The sequence below is a fragment of the Micromonospora sp. CA-269861 genome (assembly GCF_050948505.1).
Classification (GTDB): domain Bacteria; phylum Actinomycetota; class Actinomycetes; order Mycobacteriales; family Micromonosporaceae; genus Micromonospora.
On record NZ_CP192014.1, the window covers coordinates 3,426,386 to 3,443,644 of the forward strand.

The following is a 17,259-nucleotide window of genomic DNA, read 5'->3' on the forward strand; positions in this document are numbered from 1 at the left end:
CGACCCCACGTGGTGTCTTGCTGGTTGACGAGGCCGGGAGGTCAGATGAGGGATTCGCGCGGGGCGGAGTTCGACGACTTCGTTCGCACACGGTCGGCGGTGCTGTTGCGGGTTGCCTTCCTGCTGACCGGGGACCGGCACGCCGCCGAGGACCTGCTCCAGGAGGTGCTGGAGCAGGTGTATGTGCGCTGGCGGCGGGTGCAGAGCAGCCCTGAGGCGTACGCGCGACGGGCGCTGGTCAACCGGTCGATCAACCGGTGGCGGTGGCGTGCCCGGCGTCCGGAACAGTCGCTGGGCGACCATGACGGGATTTCCCGGGACCACGCCGACACGGTGGCGGTCCGCGAGCTGGTCGTCGGGGCGCTGCGGACGTTGCCAGCCCGGCAGCGGGCCGCTGTCGTGCTCCGTTACCTGGAGGACCTGCCGGTCGCCGACGTGGCGGCGGCGATGGGCTGCTCCGAGGGGGCGGTGAAGAGCCACGCCTCGCGGGGGCTGGCCCGGCTGCGAGAGGCGTTGGCCGGTTCGAGTCTCGTCATGCCCACCACTGGAACCGGGAGTTCGCGATGACCATGAACGACAGTGACGTGCGCGGCATCCTGCACCGCGCGACCGACGACCTGGTCAGCCCGCCGGGCCTGCTCGCCGAGGTGCGTCGGGGTGGGCGCCGGCGGGTGGTGCGCCGGCGAGCCGTGTTGGCGGCGGTCTGCGCGGCCGTGGTGGCCGTGCCCGTGGCCGGCGTCGTCGACCTGCCCGGCGACGCCGGAGGGACACCTGTCGCCTCACCGCTGTTGGACGAGCCCACTCGTGGTGATCTGGCCGCCGACGAGGGGTACCTGCGACAGGTCCGCCAGGCGTGGCAGCGCCAGATCGAGCAGGCCGATGAACGGCCGCGCGGCGAGCCGAACATCGTGTGGGCAGGAGATACGCCTGCGGGCCGGGCCGCCTTCGTCGCCCAGGGCACCGTCTACGGCATGACCACCGGGTTCGTGAAACCCACAGCCGACGGGCCACGCGTCGGCACCCTGACGCAGATCACCGACGCCGAAACAGACGGCATCGAGCAGGCGGCACTGCTCGGGTCGCAGCGCGACGTGCTTCTTGTGCTCGACTTCGGGCAACCGGTGGAGTTCTCCGCGCAACTACGGCACGCACCCGATGGCAAGGTCGAGCGGACCTTCGAGCCGGTGGTGTTCCGAGACGGTGCGGCGGTGTTGTCGGTGCCGCCACAGCGCACGAAGCTCACGGTCGCGCTCTCCAGGACTCCCGTTGAACGGGGAAACGTGATTCACATCGACGGTACGAGCGAGATCTACTTCCCCGGCAACAAGGATCGGCCGGCACCACCGCTGATTCGCCGCACGCTGCCCGGCACGGAGCAGGTCTGGGGCATCGACCCGGCCGCCAAGGAGGTGAACGCGCCAACCGAAGCCCTCGCCCAATACCTCGACCCTGCCGGAACGCACACGCACGATGGCTCTCCCCGGCTGTGGGTCTACGGGGCAACCCCCGACGGGCGGCGGCTCCTCGTGGAGACCGTCCAGTACGACGACGGCCCCTCCTACGCCATCGCGCTGCTCGCCCGCAAATATCTTCCGTTCGAAGCGGTGGCCAGCACGACCGCGGACTGGTCGGCACCCCTACCCGTGCGGCTACGACTCCCGAACGACCAGGGTGTCGTCGTCGCCGCCGAGGGGTCGGCGCTGAGCTACCGGGTCGGCGACGGCCAGTGGCAGGACGCCGGCCGTAACGCGGCTCTGCTGCCCGCGACCGCGACCGAGGTACGGGTCACCGACGCCAACGGAACCACCACCAACGTCCCGGTCGCTTCCTGAATCGGTTCCTCGACAGCCCGTAAATACCGCGCTCACCGACGCCTTGCTGACTACCTTCACCTACGGGCTGGTCGGTGAACTCGCTGGCAGCTCACCTGCCCCGCGCTCCTGCTGGGCGGCGGCGACACGACGCCTCGGCGCAGCCCTCAGCGAGGAGTATCGAGATGTCCGGCGCAGCGTCCGCCACGGCAGACGCTGCGCCGCTGCGTCCCACCCGGCTGCTTCGCCGCAACAGGCCATTCCGAGCCCTCTTCTCGGCACGGCTCGTCTCGTACGCAGGCGATTCACTCAGCCTTGTCGCGCTGATGTTCCACGTCGCCGAGACGACGGGTAAGGGGCTGGCAGTCGCGCTGCTTCTCCTCGTCGGAGATTTCGCTCCATCCCTGCTGGGTCCGTTCACCGGTGCCCTCGCTGATCGGCTCAACCTCCGGCGGTTGATGGTCGTCTGCGAACTCGTCCAGGCCGTGGTCCTGCTGGTCATCGTGCTGACGATGCCTTCGCTGCCGGTGCTGCTGGCTCTCGTCGCGATTCGCGCCACCGCGTCGCAGCTCTTCCAACCGGCGTCTCGGGCGGCGGTGCCCGCACTGGTCGGTGACCGTGACCTGGAGACCGCCAACTCCACCCTCGGGTTCGGCTCCAACGGGGCAGAGGCGGTCGGCCCCCTCCTTGCCGCGGCCCTGTTGCCGTTGGTCGGATTGCGTGGTGTGCTGCTCGTCGACGCCGTGTCGTTCCTGGTCTCGGCCGTGCTGCTGGCGACGCTCCCCTCACTTCCGGCGGCAACCGGCGACGGTCGCCAGCCGTCCCTGCTGCGACAGGCCAGAGCGGGCATCGGTTATCTGCTGAGTGTTCCGACGGTGCGGGTGATCTTCCTTGGCTTCACTGCGGTGGTCGCCTTCAACGGGGTCGACGACGTAGCGCTGGTGCTGCTGGCGCAGGAGACCTTCCACGTTGGTGACTCCGCGGTCGGGCTTCTGCTGGGGGCAGTCGGTGTCGGACTGGTGGCCGGTTACGCCGTGCTGTCCAGGTGGGGCACCCGGGCGTCGATGCCGCTGCTGCTGATCGTGGGCTTCGCCGTCAGCAGTGTCGGGAACCTGCTGACCGGGCTCGCCTGGGCCGTCGCCGCCGCGATCGCCCTGCAGGCCGTCCGTGGGTTCGGGCTGGCGGCCATCGACGTCGCCTCCAGCACGCTGCTGCAACGAACGGTGCCAGCGGGCATGCTCGGCAGGGTCTTCGGCAACCTGTACGGCGCGATCGGGGTCGCCGCCGCGACGTCCTACCTCGCCGGTGGTCTCCTGCTGGACGCCACCTCCGCCCCGGTGACCCTGGTCGTCGCGGGCGTCGGCGGCCTGGTGGCTACCGGCATCGTCGCGCTGCGACTGCCACGGGCGCTGCGACGCGCCGACGAGGATGGTGCGACACCAGCCGGTGCAACCCGCCCCGGGTGAAGGCCTACCGGGTCAGTCACCTTCGGACGCCCACTTCAGGATGTTGGAGAGCTGGGCGTCGACCAACCGCCACTCCGCGCAGATCTTGGACACTTTCCGTTACGTCCTAACGGAAAGTGTCCAAGATCTGGTGTGGCCGGCATCAGCCCATCATCGAGCCGGCGCCTCACTCGCCGGTCGGGCCGCCCGCGAGTTCGGCGACCACGTCGAGGTGGCCCAGGTGGCGGGCGTACTCCTGCACCAGGTGGAACAGCACCCGCTCCAGCGACGCCGGGTCCGCGCCGTTCCAGCGCGGGCCCGGCGCACCGATCTCGGCCAGGTCGTGTGCCGTCACCACGGCCGTGGTGTGCGCGCCCTGCGCCCGCAGTGCCGCCACCAGATCCGCGCTGGTCTCGTCGGGGGCGACGTACCAACGGTCCTCGCGACGGTCGCCCCACGGTTCGGCGACGTCCCGGCCCTGGAAACCCCACTCGATCCAGCGCAGCTCGACGTGGCGCAGGTGTGTGAGCAGCTCCAGTGGGGTCCATCCGGACGGCAACCGGCTACGCCGAAGCTCCGGCTCGGCCAGCGCCGACACCTTGGCCACCACGGACTCCCGGAAGTAGTCCAGGTAACGCAGGAAGACCTCGGTGCGGCTGCCGGCCGGGTTGGTGGGTTCGGGGAACGACGTCATGACCCGGTCGGCAGGTCACGGCCGCGCTGGCGTACACCCGCGCCGCCGTACGGGTAGTCGCCCACCAGCGGGGCGCTCGCTTCGTCCAGCAGCCGCATCTGCTCGGCGTCGAGGACCAGATCGGCGGCGGTCAGGTTGTCGTCGAGCTGCTCGGTGGTACGCGCGCCGAGGATCACCGAGGTGACCGCCGGTCGGGCCGCCAGCCAGGCCAACGCCACCGCCGACATCGACGCTCCTTGTTCCCCGGCGATCTGGCGGACCGCGTCGAGCACCCGCCAGGTGCGCTCCTCGGCGTTGCGACCCGCGTACGCCTCGACGCCGCGCTGCGGGTTCTCGCCGAGCCGCGTCGCGCCGGTGGGCGTGCTGTCGCGCTGGTACTTGCCGGTCAGCCAGCCGCCGCCGAGCGGTGACCACGGCAGGATGCCGATGCCCTCGTTCTCGCAGACCGGCACCAACTCGAACTCGATCTCCCGGGCCAGCAGGTTGTACTGCGGTTGCAGGGTCACGATGGGGGTGAGGTTGAGGTGCTCGGTGAGCAGGGCGGCCTTCTGCAACTGCCAACCGGTGAAGTTGCTGACCCCCGCGTAGCGGATCTTGCCGGCGCTGACCGCGTCGTCGAAGAACCGCAGCGTCTCCGGCAGCGGGGTCAGCGGATCCCAGGCGTGCGCCTGGTACAGGTCGATGGCCTCGACGCCGAGTCGCCGCAGGCTGGCGTCCAGAGCGCGGGTGAGGTGCACCCGGGACAGGCCGGCGTCGTTCGCCCCCGGGCCCATCGGGAACCGCCCCTTGGTGGCGATCACCAGGCGGTCGCGCAGGTGCGGTCGGCTGCGCAGCCAGCGCCCGATGATGTCCTCGGAGACGCCGGTGGAGTAGACGTCAGCGGTGTCGATGAACGTGCCGCCGGCCTCGACGAACCGGTCCAGTTGGGCGAAGCTGCCGGCCTCGTCGGTCTCCGCGCCGAAGGTCATCGTGCCCAGACACAGGGTCGACACCACGGTGCCGGTGCTGCCCAGAGTGCGATAGCGCATATCGTCCTTTCGGTCCGAGTAACAAAGCTGATCTTCGCACTCGGTTGGGCCACCTGCACATGGAGGCCGCAAGGCCCCGACACGGGCACCCGCGCGGGCGTCCCACCGGTCATCATGAGCGGGTGAGCGAGCCCGCGATCGACATCGACCGACCTCAGCAGCCGGCGCAGTCGCCACCGCCGGGGCGGCCACCGGAGCCCGGCGTGCCCACGCGCGGTCCGTGGCTGGTGGCCGCCGCCACCACCGCGACGCTGCTGCTGCTCGCCGGCCGCTACGGCTACCACCGCGACGAGCTGTACTTCCTGCTCGCCGGTCGCCACCTGGACTGGGGCTACGTCGATCAGGGTCCGCTGGTCCCGGCGCTGGCTCGGCTGCTCGACACGATCGCCCCGGGCAACCTGGTGGTGCTGCGTACCCCGTCGGCCGTGCTGGCCGGCGGCGCGGTGCTGCTGGTCGCCGCCATCGCCCGTGAGTTGGGCGCCGGCCGTGGCGCGCAACTGTTCGCGGCGGTGCTCGCCGCGCTGTCCGGCATCGTGCTCGCCAGTGGCCACCTGCTCAGCACCACCACCGTCGACCTGCTGGTCTGGTTGGTCGCGGCGTGGTGTGCGGTGCGGTTGCTGCGCACCGCCGACAGCCGCTGGGCGCTGGGCATCGGGCTGGCGCTCGGCGTGGGCATGCTCAGCAAGCTGTTGCCTGCGCTGCTGGCCGTGGGCCTGGTCGCCGGGGTGCTCATCGCCGGGCCGCGTCGGCTGCTGCGCGACAGGTGGGTGCTCGCCGCCGCCGGGGTCGCCGTGGTGCTGGCCGCGCCGAACCTGATCTGGCAGGCGTCGCACGGCTTTCCGCAGCTCGGTGTGGCTGCGTCCATCTCGGACGGCGACAGCTCCTACAGCGGTCGGCTCGATGCGCTTTACCTCCAGTTCGTCATCATCAGCCCGTACGCCGTACCGATCTGGATCGCCGGCCTCGTCGCGCTGCTCCGCCGACCGGCGTGGCGGGCCTACCGGGCGGTGGGCTGGGCCTGGCTGGTGGTGGTCGGCATCGTGCTGATCGCCGGCGGCAAGGGTTACTACGACGCGCCGCTGTTGCTGGTCCTCACCGCCGCCGGGGCGCTGGTCACCGTCGCGTGGGCGTCGCGCGGGTCGCTCTGGTGGCGTCGAGGGCTGCTCGCGCTGGGCGTGGTGCCGTTCCTGCTGCCCAACGTCGTGCTGCTGCTGCCGGTGCTGCCGGCCGACCGGTTGCCCGGCTTCGTGGTCGACGTCAACTACGACGCCGGCGAGACGATCGGTTGGCCGGAGTTCGCCGACTCGCTCGCGGCTGTCCATCGTGGCCTGCCGCCGCAGGAACGTCCGCGAGCGGTCGTCCTGACCAGCAACTACGGCGAGGCCGGTGCGGTGGCCCGTTACGGTCCGGCCCGTGATCTGCCCCGGGCGTACTCCGGGCACAACAGCATGGTCGACTTCGGTCGCCCGCCCGCCGACGCGGACGTGGTAATCGCGGTCGGCTGGGAGCGCCCCGACCAGCTGAACACCTGGTTCGAGCAGTGCACGCTCGCCGGGCGGGTGGACCAGCGGGTCGAGGTGGAGAACGACGAGAACGGCGGCCCGATCCACGTGTGCCGGGGGCTGCGGCGTCCGTGGGCGCAGATCTGGGACACCGAGGTACGCCACACCGGCTGACCGTGCGCAGCCGGCTCGGCCAGGCTCAGCCGGCTCCGCTGGTCAGCCAGGCCTGGATGCCGACCAGGGCCTCGGGGCCGGAGTTGGCGTCGACGTCGCGGGCGAGGTCGGCGATCGTGACCGCGGCGAGTGCCTGGTGCCACGCGTCCTCGGCCGCCCACATCGCGCGGGCCACCGGGCACGGCGTGGTGCAGGCGTCGGCCGGGGTCGCGAAGGGGCCGCGCTGGCGGATCTCGGTGCAGACGAAGGTCGGGCCGGGGCCGTCGACGGCCCGGACCACGTCGAGCAGGGTGATGCTCTCCGGTGCGCGGGTCAGCACGTAGCCGCCCGACTTGCCCTGTACGGAGTGGATCAGGCCGGCGCGGGCCAGTGCCTGGAGCTGCTTGGCGAGGTAGCTGCTGGAGACGTCGTGCAGTTCCGCCAGCTTGGCCGCCGGAACGGGCGTGTTGCTGGCCGTGAGCACCACGCAGCAGTGCAGCGCCCACTCCACCCCGCCGGACATCTTCATGACGTCACCCTAGTCACCCCGTTACTCGGACTCGTTGTGTCCGAGTATAGTTCTCGGACATAAGGGGTCCGAGTATCGGCGGGCGTTTCGGCAGCCGGACAAACGACCACACAGTCACGGGAAGGTGCATGGCATGAAAATCGCCGTACTGGGCGGAACCGGCCTCATCGGGTCGCAGGTCGTCAAGATCTTGCAGGCCGCGGGGCACGAAGCGGTGCCGCTCTCGCTGTCCACCGGGGTGGACCTGCTCACCGGGCAGGGCCTGTCCGAGGCGCTCGTCGGCGCCGAGGTGGTCGTCAACCTCACGAACTCGCCCACCTTCGACGACGCATCGCCCGCCTTCTTCCAGACGACCATGGACAACCTGCTGGCCGCCGCCGCAGGCGCGGGCGTCGGCCACGCGGTGATCCTCTCCATCGTCGGCGTCGACCAGGTGCCCGGCCTGGACTACTACCGCGCCAAGACCCTCCAGGAGGACATCCTCACCGCCGGTCCCATTCCGTACTCGATCGTCCGCGCCACCCAGTTCTTCGAGTTCATCGAGGCGATCCTGTCCTGGACTGCCGACGACAGCACGGTCCGGCTGCCCAGCACGCCGGTGCAGCCGATGGCCGCCGCCGACGTCGCGCAGGCCGTCGCCGAGGTCAGCATGGGCACGCCGCTGCAGGGCATCCGCAACGTCGCCGGCCCCGACGTCTTCGCCCTCGACGAGCTGGGGCGGATCACCCTCGCCGCCCGTGGTGACCAGCGCACCGTCACCACCGACGACAGCGCCGGCATGTTCGCCGCCGCCCCCGACGACGTCCTCATCGCCAAGGACGACGCTGTCATCGCGCCCACCGCCTACCGCGAGTGGCTCGGCCGCCAGGCCTGAGGTGTCGACCGACCCGCACGTCGCCGTGGCAGTCGATCACGACGGCGACGTGCGGTGCCGGTCGACAGGCGTCCGGGCGGCGGGGCAGCAGCAGCGGGCTCGCGAGGATTACCAGCCCCGCGACCGTGATCGCCGTGCGAGGGCTGGTGGCCTGCGCGAGCAGCCCACCGAGCGCGCTGAGGATGGCGATGGCCGCGCTGCTCCCGATCGACCAGGCCGAGAGCGTACGGACAACGCGATCCTTCGGGGTCTGCTCCAGGCGGTAGGTGGCGAGCACCGGGTTGTACAGGCTCATGCTGATGATGATCGCGAGTTCGACAGCGATCACGGTGGCGAGACCGGCCACGCCGGGCTGGACGAAGGCGAGGCCGATCAGCCAGATCGCGCGCAGCGTGCCCACGGTGCGGATGATCCGATGCTGGCCGTGACGCGCCACGACCCGACGGGCCAGGCGCGACCCGATGAGGCCGCCGACGCAGGGCACGGCGAAGGCCAGGCCGTAATGCCAGGGTGGAAAACCCAGCTCGCCGAGCAGGAGTACGGCCAGCAGCGGCTCGGTGGCCATGATCAGCCCGCCGACGAGCAACTGGTTGAGGTAGAGCGCCCGCAGGCCGCGATGGGTGAGCAGGTGCCGCCAGCCGTCGAGCAGCTCACCGGTCCGGACCCGGCTGCCGCCGGTGCGCCGAGGGTGGTCCTCGTGGCCGCGAATGGCCGTGATGCCCAGCGCCGAGAGCAGGTAACTGAGCGCGTCGACCACGGTGGTGACGACCGGCCCGAACAGGCCGACCGCCGCGCCGCCCAGCGGCGGGCCGAGCGCGATCGAGCTCCAGGTCGTCGACTCGAACCGCGCGTTCGCCACCAGCAGGTCCTCCGGCCGGACGAGGGCCTTGAGGAACGCGCCGCTGGCCGCATTGAAAGCGATCTTGGCGGTGGCGACCACTGCCGAGACGACAAGCAACTGCCCGAAGCTGAGCCGACCGAGCGCGTACGCGACAGGGACCGTCAGCAGGACCGCGAACCGGGCCAGGTCCATCGCGATCATCACCTGGCGCTTGCGACGGAACTCCACCCACGGCCCGAGCGGCAACGCGATCAGCGCGCCCACCGCCGGCCCCAGCGCCGCCAACACGGACACCTGAGCGGGGCTGGCCTGCAACACCAGTACGGCGATCAGCGGCAACGCCCCGAAACCCAGCCCCGAGCCGTAGGCGCTGACCGCGTACGACGCCCACAACCACCCGAACCGCCGTCCCAGAGATCGCCTCGCGGACACCCCTACCCCCGATCCGCACAACGCACCGTTGACCGCTGCGATCAAAGCAACGCCGCTGACCACTGATCAAACAACCGACTCCGGGGCGAGCCACAACCAGACGTTGTGCCAGTAGGGTTGCCGGGGTGAATCTCGACGCCGTACGCACCTTCGTCGCCGCAGTCGACGCCGGCCAGTTCCAGGACGCCGCCGCCGCACTGTCGGTCACCCAGCAGGCCGTCTCCAAGCGCATCGCCGCCCTGGAGAAGGACCTCGGGGTACGGCTGTTCACCCGCACGGCTCGCGGCACCCACCTCACCGTCGACGGTCAGACGTTCCTGCCGCACGCCCGTGAACTGCTCCGGGCCGAGGCGCGCGCCGACGCCTCCGTACGCCCCGGCCGCCGGGCGCTGCGCATCGACGTGCACAGCCGACGGATCGCACCGGCGGTGCTGCTGCAGGACTTCCACCGCGCGTATCCACGCATCGAGCTGGACGTGGTCACCCTCGACGCCGACGTCCACGCCGCGATGGCCGCCGTCGAGGCGGGGACTGTCGACGCCACCTTCCACGCCGTCACCGTCGCCGCGCGCCACCTACCCGCTTCGATCAGGACCAGGCGCGTGATCGACGAGCACCACGAACTGCTCGTCGGCCCACGCCACGCCCTCGCCAACGCCCGCGCCGTCACGCCCGCACAACTCGCCGACCACCGCATCTGGATGCCCGGCATGGCCCCCGGCACCGAATGGGCCGACTACTACGACGAACTCGCCGCCGCGTTCGGCCTCACCATCGACCTGGTCGGGCCGGTCTTCGGCAACGAGGCGCTGCTTGCCGAGATCGCCGAATCCGCGGAGCTGGCGACCCTCGCCGGCGAACGCACCCGGTACCTGTGGCCGGACAGCTACGACCTGCGGCGCGTACCGGTGCGCGACCCGGCGCCCATATACCCCATGTCCCTCATCTGGCGCGACGACAACCCGCACCCCGCGCTGCGCGCACTGCGCGACTACCTCGACTCCCGGCGAGCGCAGTCGCCCGACATCGAGGTCTGGCTGCCGCCCTGGGGTCAGTGATCGGCGCCGCGCCACCGCGTCCGTTGACTCGCCGACCGGTGTCGACCTCGTGTCGCTGCTGGCCGTGCTGGCCAGCCCGCACTGGTTGCGAATCCTGGCCGCCGTGGCCCGACAGCGGACCTACGTCAGCGAGTTGGCGCGGCAGATGCAGATGAACCGACCGCTGCTCTACATGCACATGCAGAAATTGGAAGGGCCCGATGCGGCCCGTGCTGCGGAATCAGGACTGGTCCGCCGCAGTGAGCTTCGCGATGTCGGGGGCGTAGACGGTCATCCAGTGCGGATGTAGCCGGTAGTAGACCACCTCGTTCTCCCAGTCGAAGAGATCGTCGCCGTAGAAGTCCTTGAGGTACGCGAGCAGGTCGGGCCAGTCCGCGGCCGGCTCGCCAACCTCGGGGTTGAGGATCTCCACCTTGCCGTGCGTGAACACGCCCAAGTCCTCACCGCGCATATGCGCGGCGCTGACGGCAGGCCGCGCCGCGAGATGGCGCGCCTTGGCGGCGTTGCGCGCCGTGCCGAAGTGCCACCTCCCGTGCAGGAAGTGCCCGTCCACACCGCTGATCCGCGGCTCGCCCTTCGCCGTCACGGTGGACAGGGCGAGGGTGCACATGCCGGTGAGGACCTGGGTGACCTGCTCGGCGGTCAATGTGTTTTCCGCCTTGATGATCGAGCGGAGGTGCGAGGTGGAGCGGGAGAGGGAGGCGTCAAGGAGGGCCTGAAGCTCTTGGAGATCCTCTGAAGTTTCGCGCATGGAGATCCTTATCTGTCCCGTATGCATCCGTGGTGCCCAGTCCGCGCCATCGACACCGACCGGTGAAGCCATCCTCGACCCGAAGCCTGACACCTTGTGTCAGATTTCTTGCGGACATCACCGCCCCGGCGATCATCGACAGGATGCCCTGGCCACGATCCCCTAACGGAACGTCAGCACAGACGCCGACAGGCGAGCCCAACACCACCTCAGCAACGCCAGCGGCAATCCCGGATGACAGGCGCACCATAACTGTCATTATGGTGCGCGGACGATTTGCCCGGAATGTGGCAGGTAATTATCGAATTATCGTTACTGGTAAAGCGATAATTCTGTGCGGGGTTCTCCGGCGAGGTGCGGCGGCCCCCGTTCGAAGAGCAGCGTGAGCCCTGTGTCCTCCGTAGAGGAACGTGATCTGATCCGGCAGCGGGCTGCCGCGGAGCACGTCCCGGACGGTTCGACCCGACCGGCCTGCCAGGCGAATGGCCAGGTGTCAGCGGCTTCACCGATCAGAAAACCTCCGCCACGTCGTCAGTTCTGTTACTGCCCTCAGGCCTGGTGGAAGGATTGCTGACCATGACCGATGCCAGATTGCCGGGTGCCGACGAGGCCACGTTCATCGCGGTGGCCCGCTCAGGCGACACGGCGCGGTTTGCACGAATCACGGAGCCTCACCGGCGCGAGTTGCAGGTGCACTGCTACCGGATGCTCGCGAACTACGAGGACGCCCAGGACATGACGCAGGAGACGTTCCTGCGAGCGTGGAACAAACGAGAGTCGTTCAAGGGCCACGCGGCCCTGCGGACCTGGCTGTACCGGATCGCGACGAACGCCTGCCTCGAGTTCCTGAAGAAGCGCAACGACCGCACACCCGTGACTGCCGAGCTGCCGGACGCGGGCTCCGAAGTGCGATACCTGCAGCCCTACCCGGACGGGATGCTCCCGGAGGACCCGCAGGAATCGGTGGTGGCGCGGGAGACCATCGAGCTGGCCTTCATCGTCGCCGTCCAGCACCTGCCGCCACGGCAGCGGGCGGTGCTCATCCTGCGCGACGTCCTCGGTTGGCCGGCGTCGAAGGCCGCCGACGCCCTCGAGCTGACCGTCGCATCGGTGACCAGCGCACTGCAGCGGGCGCGCGTGACGATGCGCGAGCAACTGCCCGCCCGCCGCCTCGACTGGCGGAGCCCCGCGACGCACGAGTTGTCGAATGACGAGCGCGCCGTGGTGAAGTCGTATATCGACGCCCATGAGCGGAACGATCTTGACGGGCTGACGGCGCTGCTGCGCGAGGACCTGCGCTTCGCGATGCTTCCCGACCCGGGTGAGTTGATCCTCACTGCCAAGGACGCGGTGGAGGGCTGGGTTTCCAACGGGCTCTTCCAGCACGGCTACGACGACTGGCGCTGTATCACCACGACGGTCAACCGGATGCCCGCCGCCGTGCTGTACCGCCGCACCCCCAACGACCCGGAGTACCGGTTGTTCAATATCGCCGTCCTGCACATCGTCGACGGGAAGATCGCCGAACTCACCGGATTCGACGCCACCGACAAACCATGGCTGGACCTGCCCCCGACACTGTGATCACACATGTCCCACCGGGGGCGGGCCCAGCGCACGGGCCACCGTCTCCAACGTCACCGCGGAATGAGCACTCCGACTAACTGCTTGTGGTGCCTGTTCATCGCCTCGTCTCGTATCGGGTCAGCACCAGGCCGCCGGGAAATGTCCGCGTCTCGAGCAGGTTCAGGTTCACCCAGGTGTCCAACGCGGTGAAGAACGGTGTGCCTCCGCCCACCAGGACCGGGTGGGTGAACAGGGCGTATTCGTCGATCAGCCCGGCCCGCATGGCCGCCCCGGCAAGCGTCGCGCCGACGATGTCGATCGGGCCGCCGTCCTCGGCCTTGAGCCGGGTGATCTCGGCGACCGCGTCCCCGGTGACCAGGCGGGTGTTCCAGTCGACAGTGCGGATCGTGGAGGAGAACACCACCTTCGGCATGTCCCGCCAGCGGCGGGCGAACTCGATCTCCGCCGGTGTGGCGCCGGGCTGCTGGTCGGCCGTCGGCCAGTGGGAACTCATCGCCTCCCACAGCTTGCGCCCATACAGCGCCATGCCGGTCGCCCCCACCCGGTCGGACCACCACTGGAAGAACTCTTCGCTCGGCGATGAGTCCGGTCCCCCACCCCCACTCCAGCCGAGGTCGTCCCCGGGCGCGGCGACGTAGCCGTCCAGGGTCACGTTCATGGCGAAGATCAGTTTCCGCATCGTGCCAGCCTTCCGTGAGTCGAGATCACACGTACAGACGAGCGCGGCGCGGAAAAGTAATCGGTGCGCATTCGGTCGCCGCCTCCGCCGTGGTCGGGTAGGCGCGCTTGTCGGCGTCCTCCCGCGCTGTCGGGGGAACCAACGAGTCTGGTCCGTGCGCCCGCGCTCAGGGCTGGAGCCAGCGATCAAACCAGGCGCGGGTCCGGCGCAGAACGTCGAGCTGGTGGTGGCGTTCCCGGATCGAGTGGCCCTCTCTCGGGTAGATCACGAACTCGTGCTCGACGTCGAAGTGGCGCAGTGCCCGGTGGAGGTACACGGCCTGCCCGATTGGAACGTTGGTGTCCTCGGCGCCGTGCAAGATGAGCACCGGAGTGTTCATGTGGCTGGCGAAGGAGATCGGGCTGACCGCGTCATGGGGGTGCGGGCCGATGCCGGACCATCCGGTGCTGCCACCGAGCGCGGCTTCGAACTGGCCGTTCTCCCCGGTCGCCGCGAGCATGCCCCAGTCGATGACGCCGGCGCCGACGAGCGCGGCGCGGAAGCGGTCGGTCTGGCCGATGGCCCAGGCTGACATGAAGCCGCCGTGGCTCCAGCCAGCGATGCCCAGGCGGTCGGGGTCGGCGATGCCCTCGTCGATGAGCAGGTCGACGCCGGTCAGGATGTCGGTCCACTCCTGCTGTCCGACCCGGCCGGCGACGCTGGCGGCGAACTGGTGGCCGTGGCCCTGGCCGCCGCGCGGGTTCGGCAGCAACACGGCGTAGCCGGCGGCGGCCAGCCACTGTGCGCTCGGGAACCAGAACAACTGGCAACGATCGGCGTAACGATCGTACGGGCCTCCGTGCACGATCGTGACCAGCGGGAACGGGCCATCGGAGGCGGTTCTTCCGACCGGCAGTACGAGCAAGCCGTCCAGGTCGAGGCCATCGGCGGCGCGGTAGGCCAGCGGTTGTTGCGTGCCGAGTGTGATGCCGTCCAGTTCCGGGCGGGTGGCGGTGATTCTTCGCAGCGGCCCGGTCGGTGGTCCGATGTGAACGTTCGGGGTTTGGTAGCGGGTGCCGGCACGTACTGCGATTGTGTCGCCGGTGGGGGTGGTGGTGAGGTTGTCGAGGTGCCCGGGTTGATGCGACAGGGTCGTGAGGTCGGTGGGGTCGAGCCGGGCCAGGGTCGTGTTCAGGCCGTCGGCGAAGACGACCAGCGGGGCGGCATCGGTCTGGCAGAGTTCGGTGGGGCAGATCGAAAGACCAGCGGTGCGGTTGTGCAGGACGCGGCTGTTCACGGTCAGGTCGAACACTGCGGTGCCGGCCTGTAGAGCCGGTGGGGTGAGCGCGATGTAACCGAGGTGCCAACCGTCCTCGCCCAGCCACCAGGCCAGAGATCGTGCGTCAGCCCCGACCGGTCCGAGGTCCTGCGCAGTCCCGCTCGTGGGGTCGAACAGGTGCAGTTGGCCGGTGCGCGGGCCGTAGTCGTTGTCGGCGCTGGCCCCGGTCAGCACGGCAAGTGGGCCTCCGTCGGGACGTTGCCGCAGTTCCATGACGTGCCGCTCACCGAACACATTCGGGGTGGTGACCTGGCCGGTGCGCAGGTCGAGCAGGCGCAAGCGGGCACGCGGTTCGCACACGCCGACGACGATGACGTCGTCGCGGTCCCGGGCGCGGCGCTCGTCCTGCTCGGTGGGTTCGTCCTCGGCAAGCAGCGCGATCAGGTTGGGGTCGGCGAGCGGCAGGTGGTCGATGACCCCGGCGCGCCAGCTGGTCAACGTGGTCGTCGTGCCGGCGGTGGCGGTGAGCCCGTGCAGTTGCGGGATGCCGCGGTCGGCGCGGTCGGACAGGAAGTACAGCGTCTCCGCGTCCGCCGACCAACGTGGCCGGGACTCGGTTGCGGTGTCGGCGGTCGCCCGGTAGGGCGCGACGGCACCATCGGCGTCGACGAGCCAGAGTTCAGTGTCGAGGTGATCACCGGTCCGGCTGACGGGAGAGAGAACGTGGCAGAGCAGACGCCCGTTCGGGGCGAGCGCCGGGGTCTGCGGGTCACGACCGTCGACCACGAGCTCGGCGGTCAGACCTGTCATGCGACCAGTCTGTCAGCATCGAAAGGGCAACACCCGATCGATCCAGCGCTGAACCACCGCGTTGGCGGGCGGCCCATGATCCGCGCGACGTCGCGGGGGCTTCTCGCGTCGCGAGGAAGCAGCAGGAACAGCGACGTTGCGCGGATCATGGTCGTCATGTCCGGTGAGCCCTGAGTCTGAGGGCCGCCGGCCTGGTCAGCGGGCGGGCTCGCCGAACCAGCGGGAGAGGTTGTCGTCCAGCTCTCGCTGGTCGTCGCCGATCCAGGCGACGTGGCCATCGGGGCGGAGCAGGACACACGCAACGTCCAGTGCCGCGGTGGGGTCCGCGAGGTAGTCGACCCGGTCTGACCAGCCGCCGACGGTCAGGCGCTCGGTGCGGTCCAGCAGCAGACCGCGGCCGCGGTGCAGCAGACCGTAGAGGTTGCCCTGCTTCACGTCGAGGTCGGGTAGGCGGCGGCCGAGCAGCTCGGGGCCTGCGCCGAAGTCGTACCGGACGCCGATGGCGGTGATCTTTTCGAGCAGGTGCCGGTTCACCTCGTCGAACTCCATCAGCGCGGTGAACAACCTCCGCACGGCCTGCGCGCCCGGTTCGGTGGACAGCAGTTCGGTCTGTGCCCGGGTGTTGTCCAGCACCTCCTCGGCGACCGGACGCCGTTCGGCCTGGTAGGTGTCCAGCAGTGTCTCCGGCGCCCAGCCGCGGATCCGCGCGGCCAGTTTCCAGCCCAGGTTGATTGCGTCCTGAACGCCCAGGTTGAGGCCCTGTCCGCCGATGGGTGGGTGGATGTGCGCCGCGTCGCCGGCCAGCAGCACCCGCCCGACCCGGTACCGTTCGGCGAGCCGGGTGGCGTCCCCGAAGCGGGACAGCCAACGCGGGGAATGGACGCCGAAATCGGTCCCGGCGACGGCGCGCAACTGTTGCTTGAAATCCTCGAGGGTGGGCGGTTCGGTGCGGTCGCTGACTCCGACGGCGGGAACCAGGACGCTGTAGACACCAACGCCGGCGGGCCGGAGCCAGAACCGCTGCTGGGTCTCGCGGATCTCGGCCACCGTGGCGGCGATCTCCTCCTGCGGCACGCCCACTTCCATCTCGCCCATCAGGCTCTCGGTCCGCGCGGGCTCGCCGGGGAAGCCGACGCCCAGCAGCTTGCGCACCGTGCTGCGCCCGCCGTCACAGCCGACGAGATAGCGCGAACGCAACTGTTCCCCGTCGGCCAGCTCGACTGTCACACCCTCGTCGTCCTGTGCGAGACCGGTGACCGCGCAACCGCGCCGGACCTGCGCACCGAGTTCGGTGGCGTGTTCTTCGAGCAGCCGTTCGATGACCGGCTGCGGGATACCCAGCAGGTAGGCGTACCGGGAATCCAGGCCCTCGGGTGCGGGTTTGGGGATGGCGGCGAAGTAGGCGCCGGCCGGACGCTTCCGCCCGTGCGGGAGGATGCGATCCAGCAGTCCGCGCATCGCCATCAGCTCGAGACTGCGGATGTGCAGGCCGACGATCCGGACGGCCGACGCCGGCTCGGTCTTCTCCTCCAGAACGAGTACCCGTACGTCGTGTAGCCGCAGTTCGGCGGCGAGCATCGCACCGGTCGGCCCGCACCCGGCGATGATCACGTCGTACGTGCGGGGCGCGCGATCGGTGCTGGCGATCGACGATGATGAAAGGCCGTGGACGTGGCCCACGGTGGAGGCGCGCTCGACCGGATCGGTCGACGACGGCTCGGCGGTGAATTGCATGGGTGTTGCCTCTCGGGAGTGCCGTGTTGGCAGGGCGCTCCCGGCGACACCTACGTCAATCGCCCGACCGTGA

Annotated in this window: 16 protein-coding genes; 8 read left to right on the plus strand and 8 right to left on the minus strand. The window is 69.9% G+C overall.

Features of this window, described 5'->3' with window-relative positions:
* Positions 1-45: 45 nt before the first annotated feature.
* The 3 genes from ACQP0U_RS15930 to ACQP0U_RS15940 all read left to right on the plus strand — a co-directional run bounded on the left by ACQP0U_RS15930 (position 46) and on the right by ACQP0U_RS15940 (position 3,277).
* Positions 46-567, plus strand: a complete 522-nt coding sequence (locus ACQP0U_RS15930; protein WP_433320273.1) for a SigE family RNA polymerase sigma factor — start codon at positions 46-48, stop codon at positions 565-567.
* Positions 564-1,832 (plus strand): hypothetical protein, encoded by a 1,269-nt coding sequence (locus tag ACQP0U_RS15935; protein ID WP_433320276.1) that lies wholly within the window; start codon positions 564-566, stop codon positions 1,830-1,832. Before ACQP0U_RS15930 ends, ACQP0U_RS15935 begins: the two co-directional genes overlap by 4 nt.
* A gap of 164 nt (positions 1,833-1,996) precedes the next feature.
* Positions 1,997-3,277, plus strand: a complete 1,281-nt coding sequence (locus ACQP0U_RS15940) for an MFS transporter (protein ID WP_433320279.1) — start codon at positions 1,997-1,999, stop codon at positions 3,275-3,277.
* A gap of 166 nt (positions 3,278-3,443) precedes the next feature.
* Here ACQP0U_RS15940 and ACQP0U_RS15945 read toward each other — a convergent pair whose 3' ends face one another.
* Together ACQP0U_RS15945 and ACQP0U_RS15950 are read right to left on the minus strand one after the other, a co-directional pair.
* Positions 3,444-3,950: a DinB family protein gene (locus ACQP0U_RS15945; protein WP_433320282.1), complete on the minus strand. Its 507-nt coding sequence runs from the start codon at positions 3,948-3,950 to the stop codon at positions 3,444-3,446.
* Positions 3,947-4,978, minus strand: coding sequence for an aldo/keto reductase (locus ACQP0U_RS15950; RefSeq protein WP_433320285.1), 1,032 nt, complete (start codon positions 4,976-4,978; stop codon positions 3,947-3,949). The genes ACQP0U_RS15945 and ACQP0U_RS15950 overlap by 4 nt, the downstream gene beginning before the upstream one ends.
* A gap of 122 nt (positions 4,979-5,100) precedes the next feature.
* Here ACQP0U_RS15950 and ACQP0U_RS15955 point away from each other — a divergent pair, with 122 nt between their 5' ends.
* Complete coding sequence (locus tag ACQP0U_RS15955) at positions 5,101-6,654, plus strand: glycosyltransferase family 39 protein (RefSeq protein ID WP_433320288.1); 1,554 nt, start codon at positions 5,101-5,103, stop codon at positions 6,652-6,654.
* 25 nt (positions 6,655-6,679) lie between these two features.
* Here the strand turns inward: ACQP0U_RS15955 and ACQP0U_RS15960 are convergent, their stop codons facing one another.
* On the minus strand, positions 6,680-7,162 hold the full coding sequence (locus tag ACQP0U_RS15960) for an RrF2 family transcriptional regulator (RefSeq protein ID WP_433320291.1): 483 nt from the start codon (positions 7,160-7,162) through the stop codon (positions 6,680-6,682).
* A gap of 133 nt (positions 7,163-7,295) precedes the next feature.
* Between ACQP0U_RS15960 and ACQP0U_RS15965 the strand changes: the two genes are divergently transcribed.
* Positions 7,296-8,036 carry an SDR family oxidoreductase gene (locus ACQP0U_RS15965; RefSeq protein WP_433320294.1) on the plus strand — a complete coding sequence of 247 codons (741 nt, stop codon included), beginning with the start codon at positions 7,296-7,298 and terminating at the stop codon, positions 8,034-8,036.
* Here the strand turns inward: ACQP0U_RS15965 and ACQP0U_RS15970 are convergent.
* Positions 7,990-9,309, minus strand: a complete 1,320-nt coding sequence (locus ACQP0U_RS15970) for an MFS transporter (protein ID WP_433320297.1) — start codon at positions 9,307-9,309, stop codon at positions 7,990-7,992. The two genes, ACQP0U_RS15965 and ACQP0U_RS15970, sit on opposite strands and share 47 nt — an antisense overlap.
* A 125-nt stretch (positions 9,310-9,434) precedes the next feature.
* On the opposite strand from ACQP0U_RS15970, the gene ACQP0U_RS15975 reads away from it, so the two are divergent.
* Positions 9,435-10,367 (plus strand): LysR family transcriptional regulator, encoded by a 933-nt coding sequence (locus ACQP0U_RS15975; RefSeq protein WP_433320300.1) that lies wholly within the window; start codon positions 9,435-9,437, stop codon positions 10,365-10,367.
* Positions 10,368-10,470: 103 nt separating this feature from the next.
* Positions 10,471-10,656 carry a hypothetical protein gene (locus ACQP0U_RS15980; protein ID WP_433320883.1) on the plus strand — a complete coding sequence of 62 codons (186 nt, stop codon included), beginning with the start codon at positions 10,471-10,473 and terminating at the stop codon, positions 10,654-10,656.
* On the opposite strand, the gene ACQP0U_RS15985 is transcribed toward ACQP0U_RS15980, so the two are convergent.
* A complete protein-coding gene (locus ACQP0U_RS15985; protein ID WP_433320303.1) occupies positions 10,588-11,118 on the minus strand; it encodes a pyridoxamine 5'-phosphate oxidase family protein in 531 nt (176 codons plus the stop codon). The genes ACQP0U_RS15980 and ACQP0U_RS15985 overlap by 69 nt on opposite strands.
* Before the next feature lie 576 nt (positions 11,119-11,694).
* Here ACQP0U_RS15985 and ACQP0U_RS15990 point away from each other — a divergent pair.
* Positions 11,695-12,702, plus strand: coding sequence for an RNA polymerase subunit sigma-70 (locus ACQP0U_RS15990; RefSeq protein ID WP_433320886.1), 1,008 nt, complete (start codon positions 11,695-11,697; stop codon positions 12,700-12,702).
* 97 nt (positions 12,703-12,799) lie between these two features.
* Here ACQP0U_RS15990 and ACQP0U_RS15995 read toward each other — a convergent pair whose 3' ends face one another.
* The 3 genes from ACQP0U_RS15995 to ACQP0U_RS16005 form a co-directional block, all read right to left on the minus strand.
* A complete protein-coding gene (locus ACQP0U_RS15995) occupies positions 12,800-13,384 on the minus strand; it encodes a dihydrofolate reductase family protein (RefSeq protein ID WP_433320305.1) in 585 nt (194 codons plus the stop codon).
* Positions 13,385-13,550: 166 nt separating this feature from the next.
* Positions 13,551-15,452, minus strand: a complete 1,902-nt coding sequence (locus tag ACQP0U_RS16000; RefSeq protein WP_433320308.1) for a prolyl oligopeptidase family serine peptidase — start codon at positions 15,450-15,452, stop codon at positions 13,551-13,553.
* A gap of 195 nt (positions 15,453-15,647) precedes the next feature.
* Positions 15,648-17,030 (minus strand): FAD-dependent monooxygenase, encoded by a 1,383-nt coding sequence (locus tag ACQP0U_RS16005; protein ID WP_433320889.1) that lies wholly within the window; start codon positions 17,028-17,030, stop codon positions 15,648-15,650.
* Positions 17,031-17,259 lie beyond the last annotated feature (229 nt).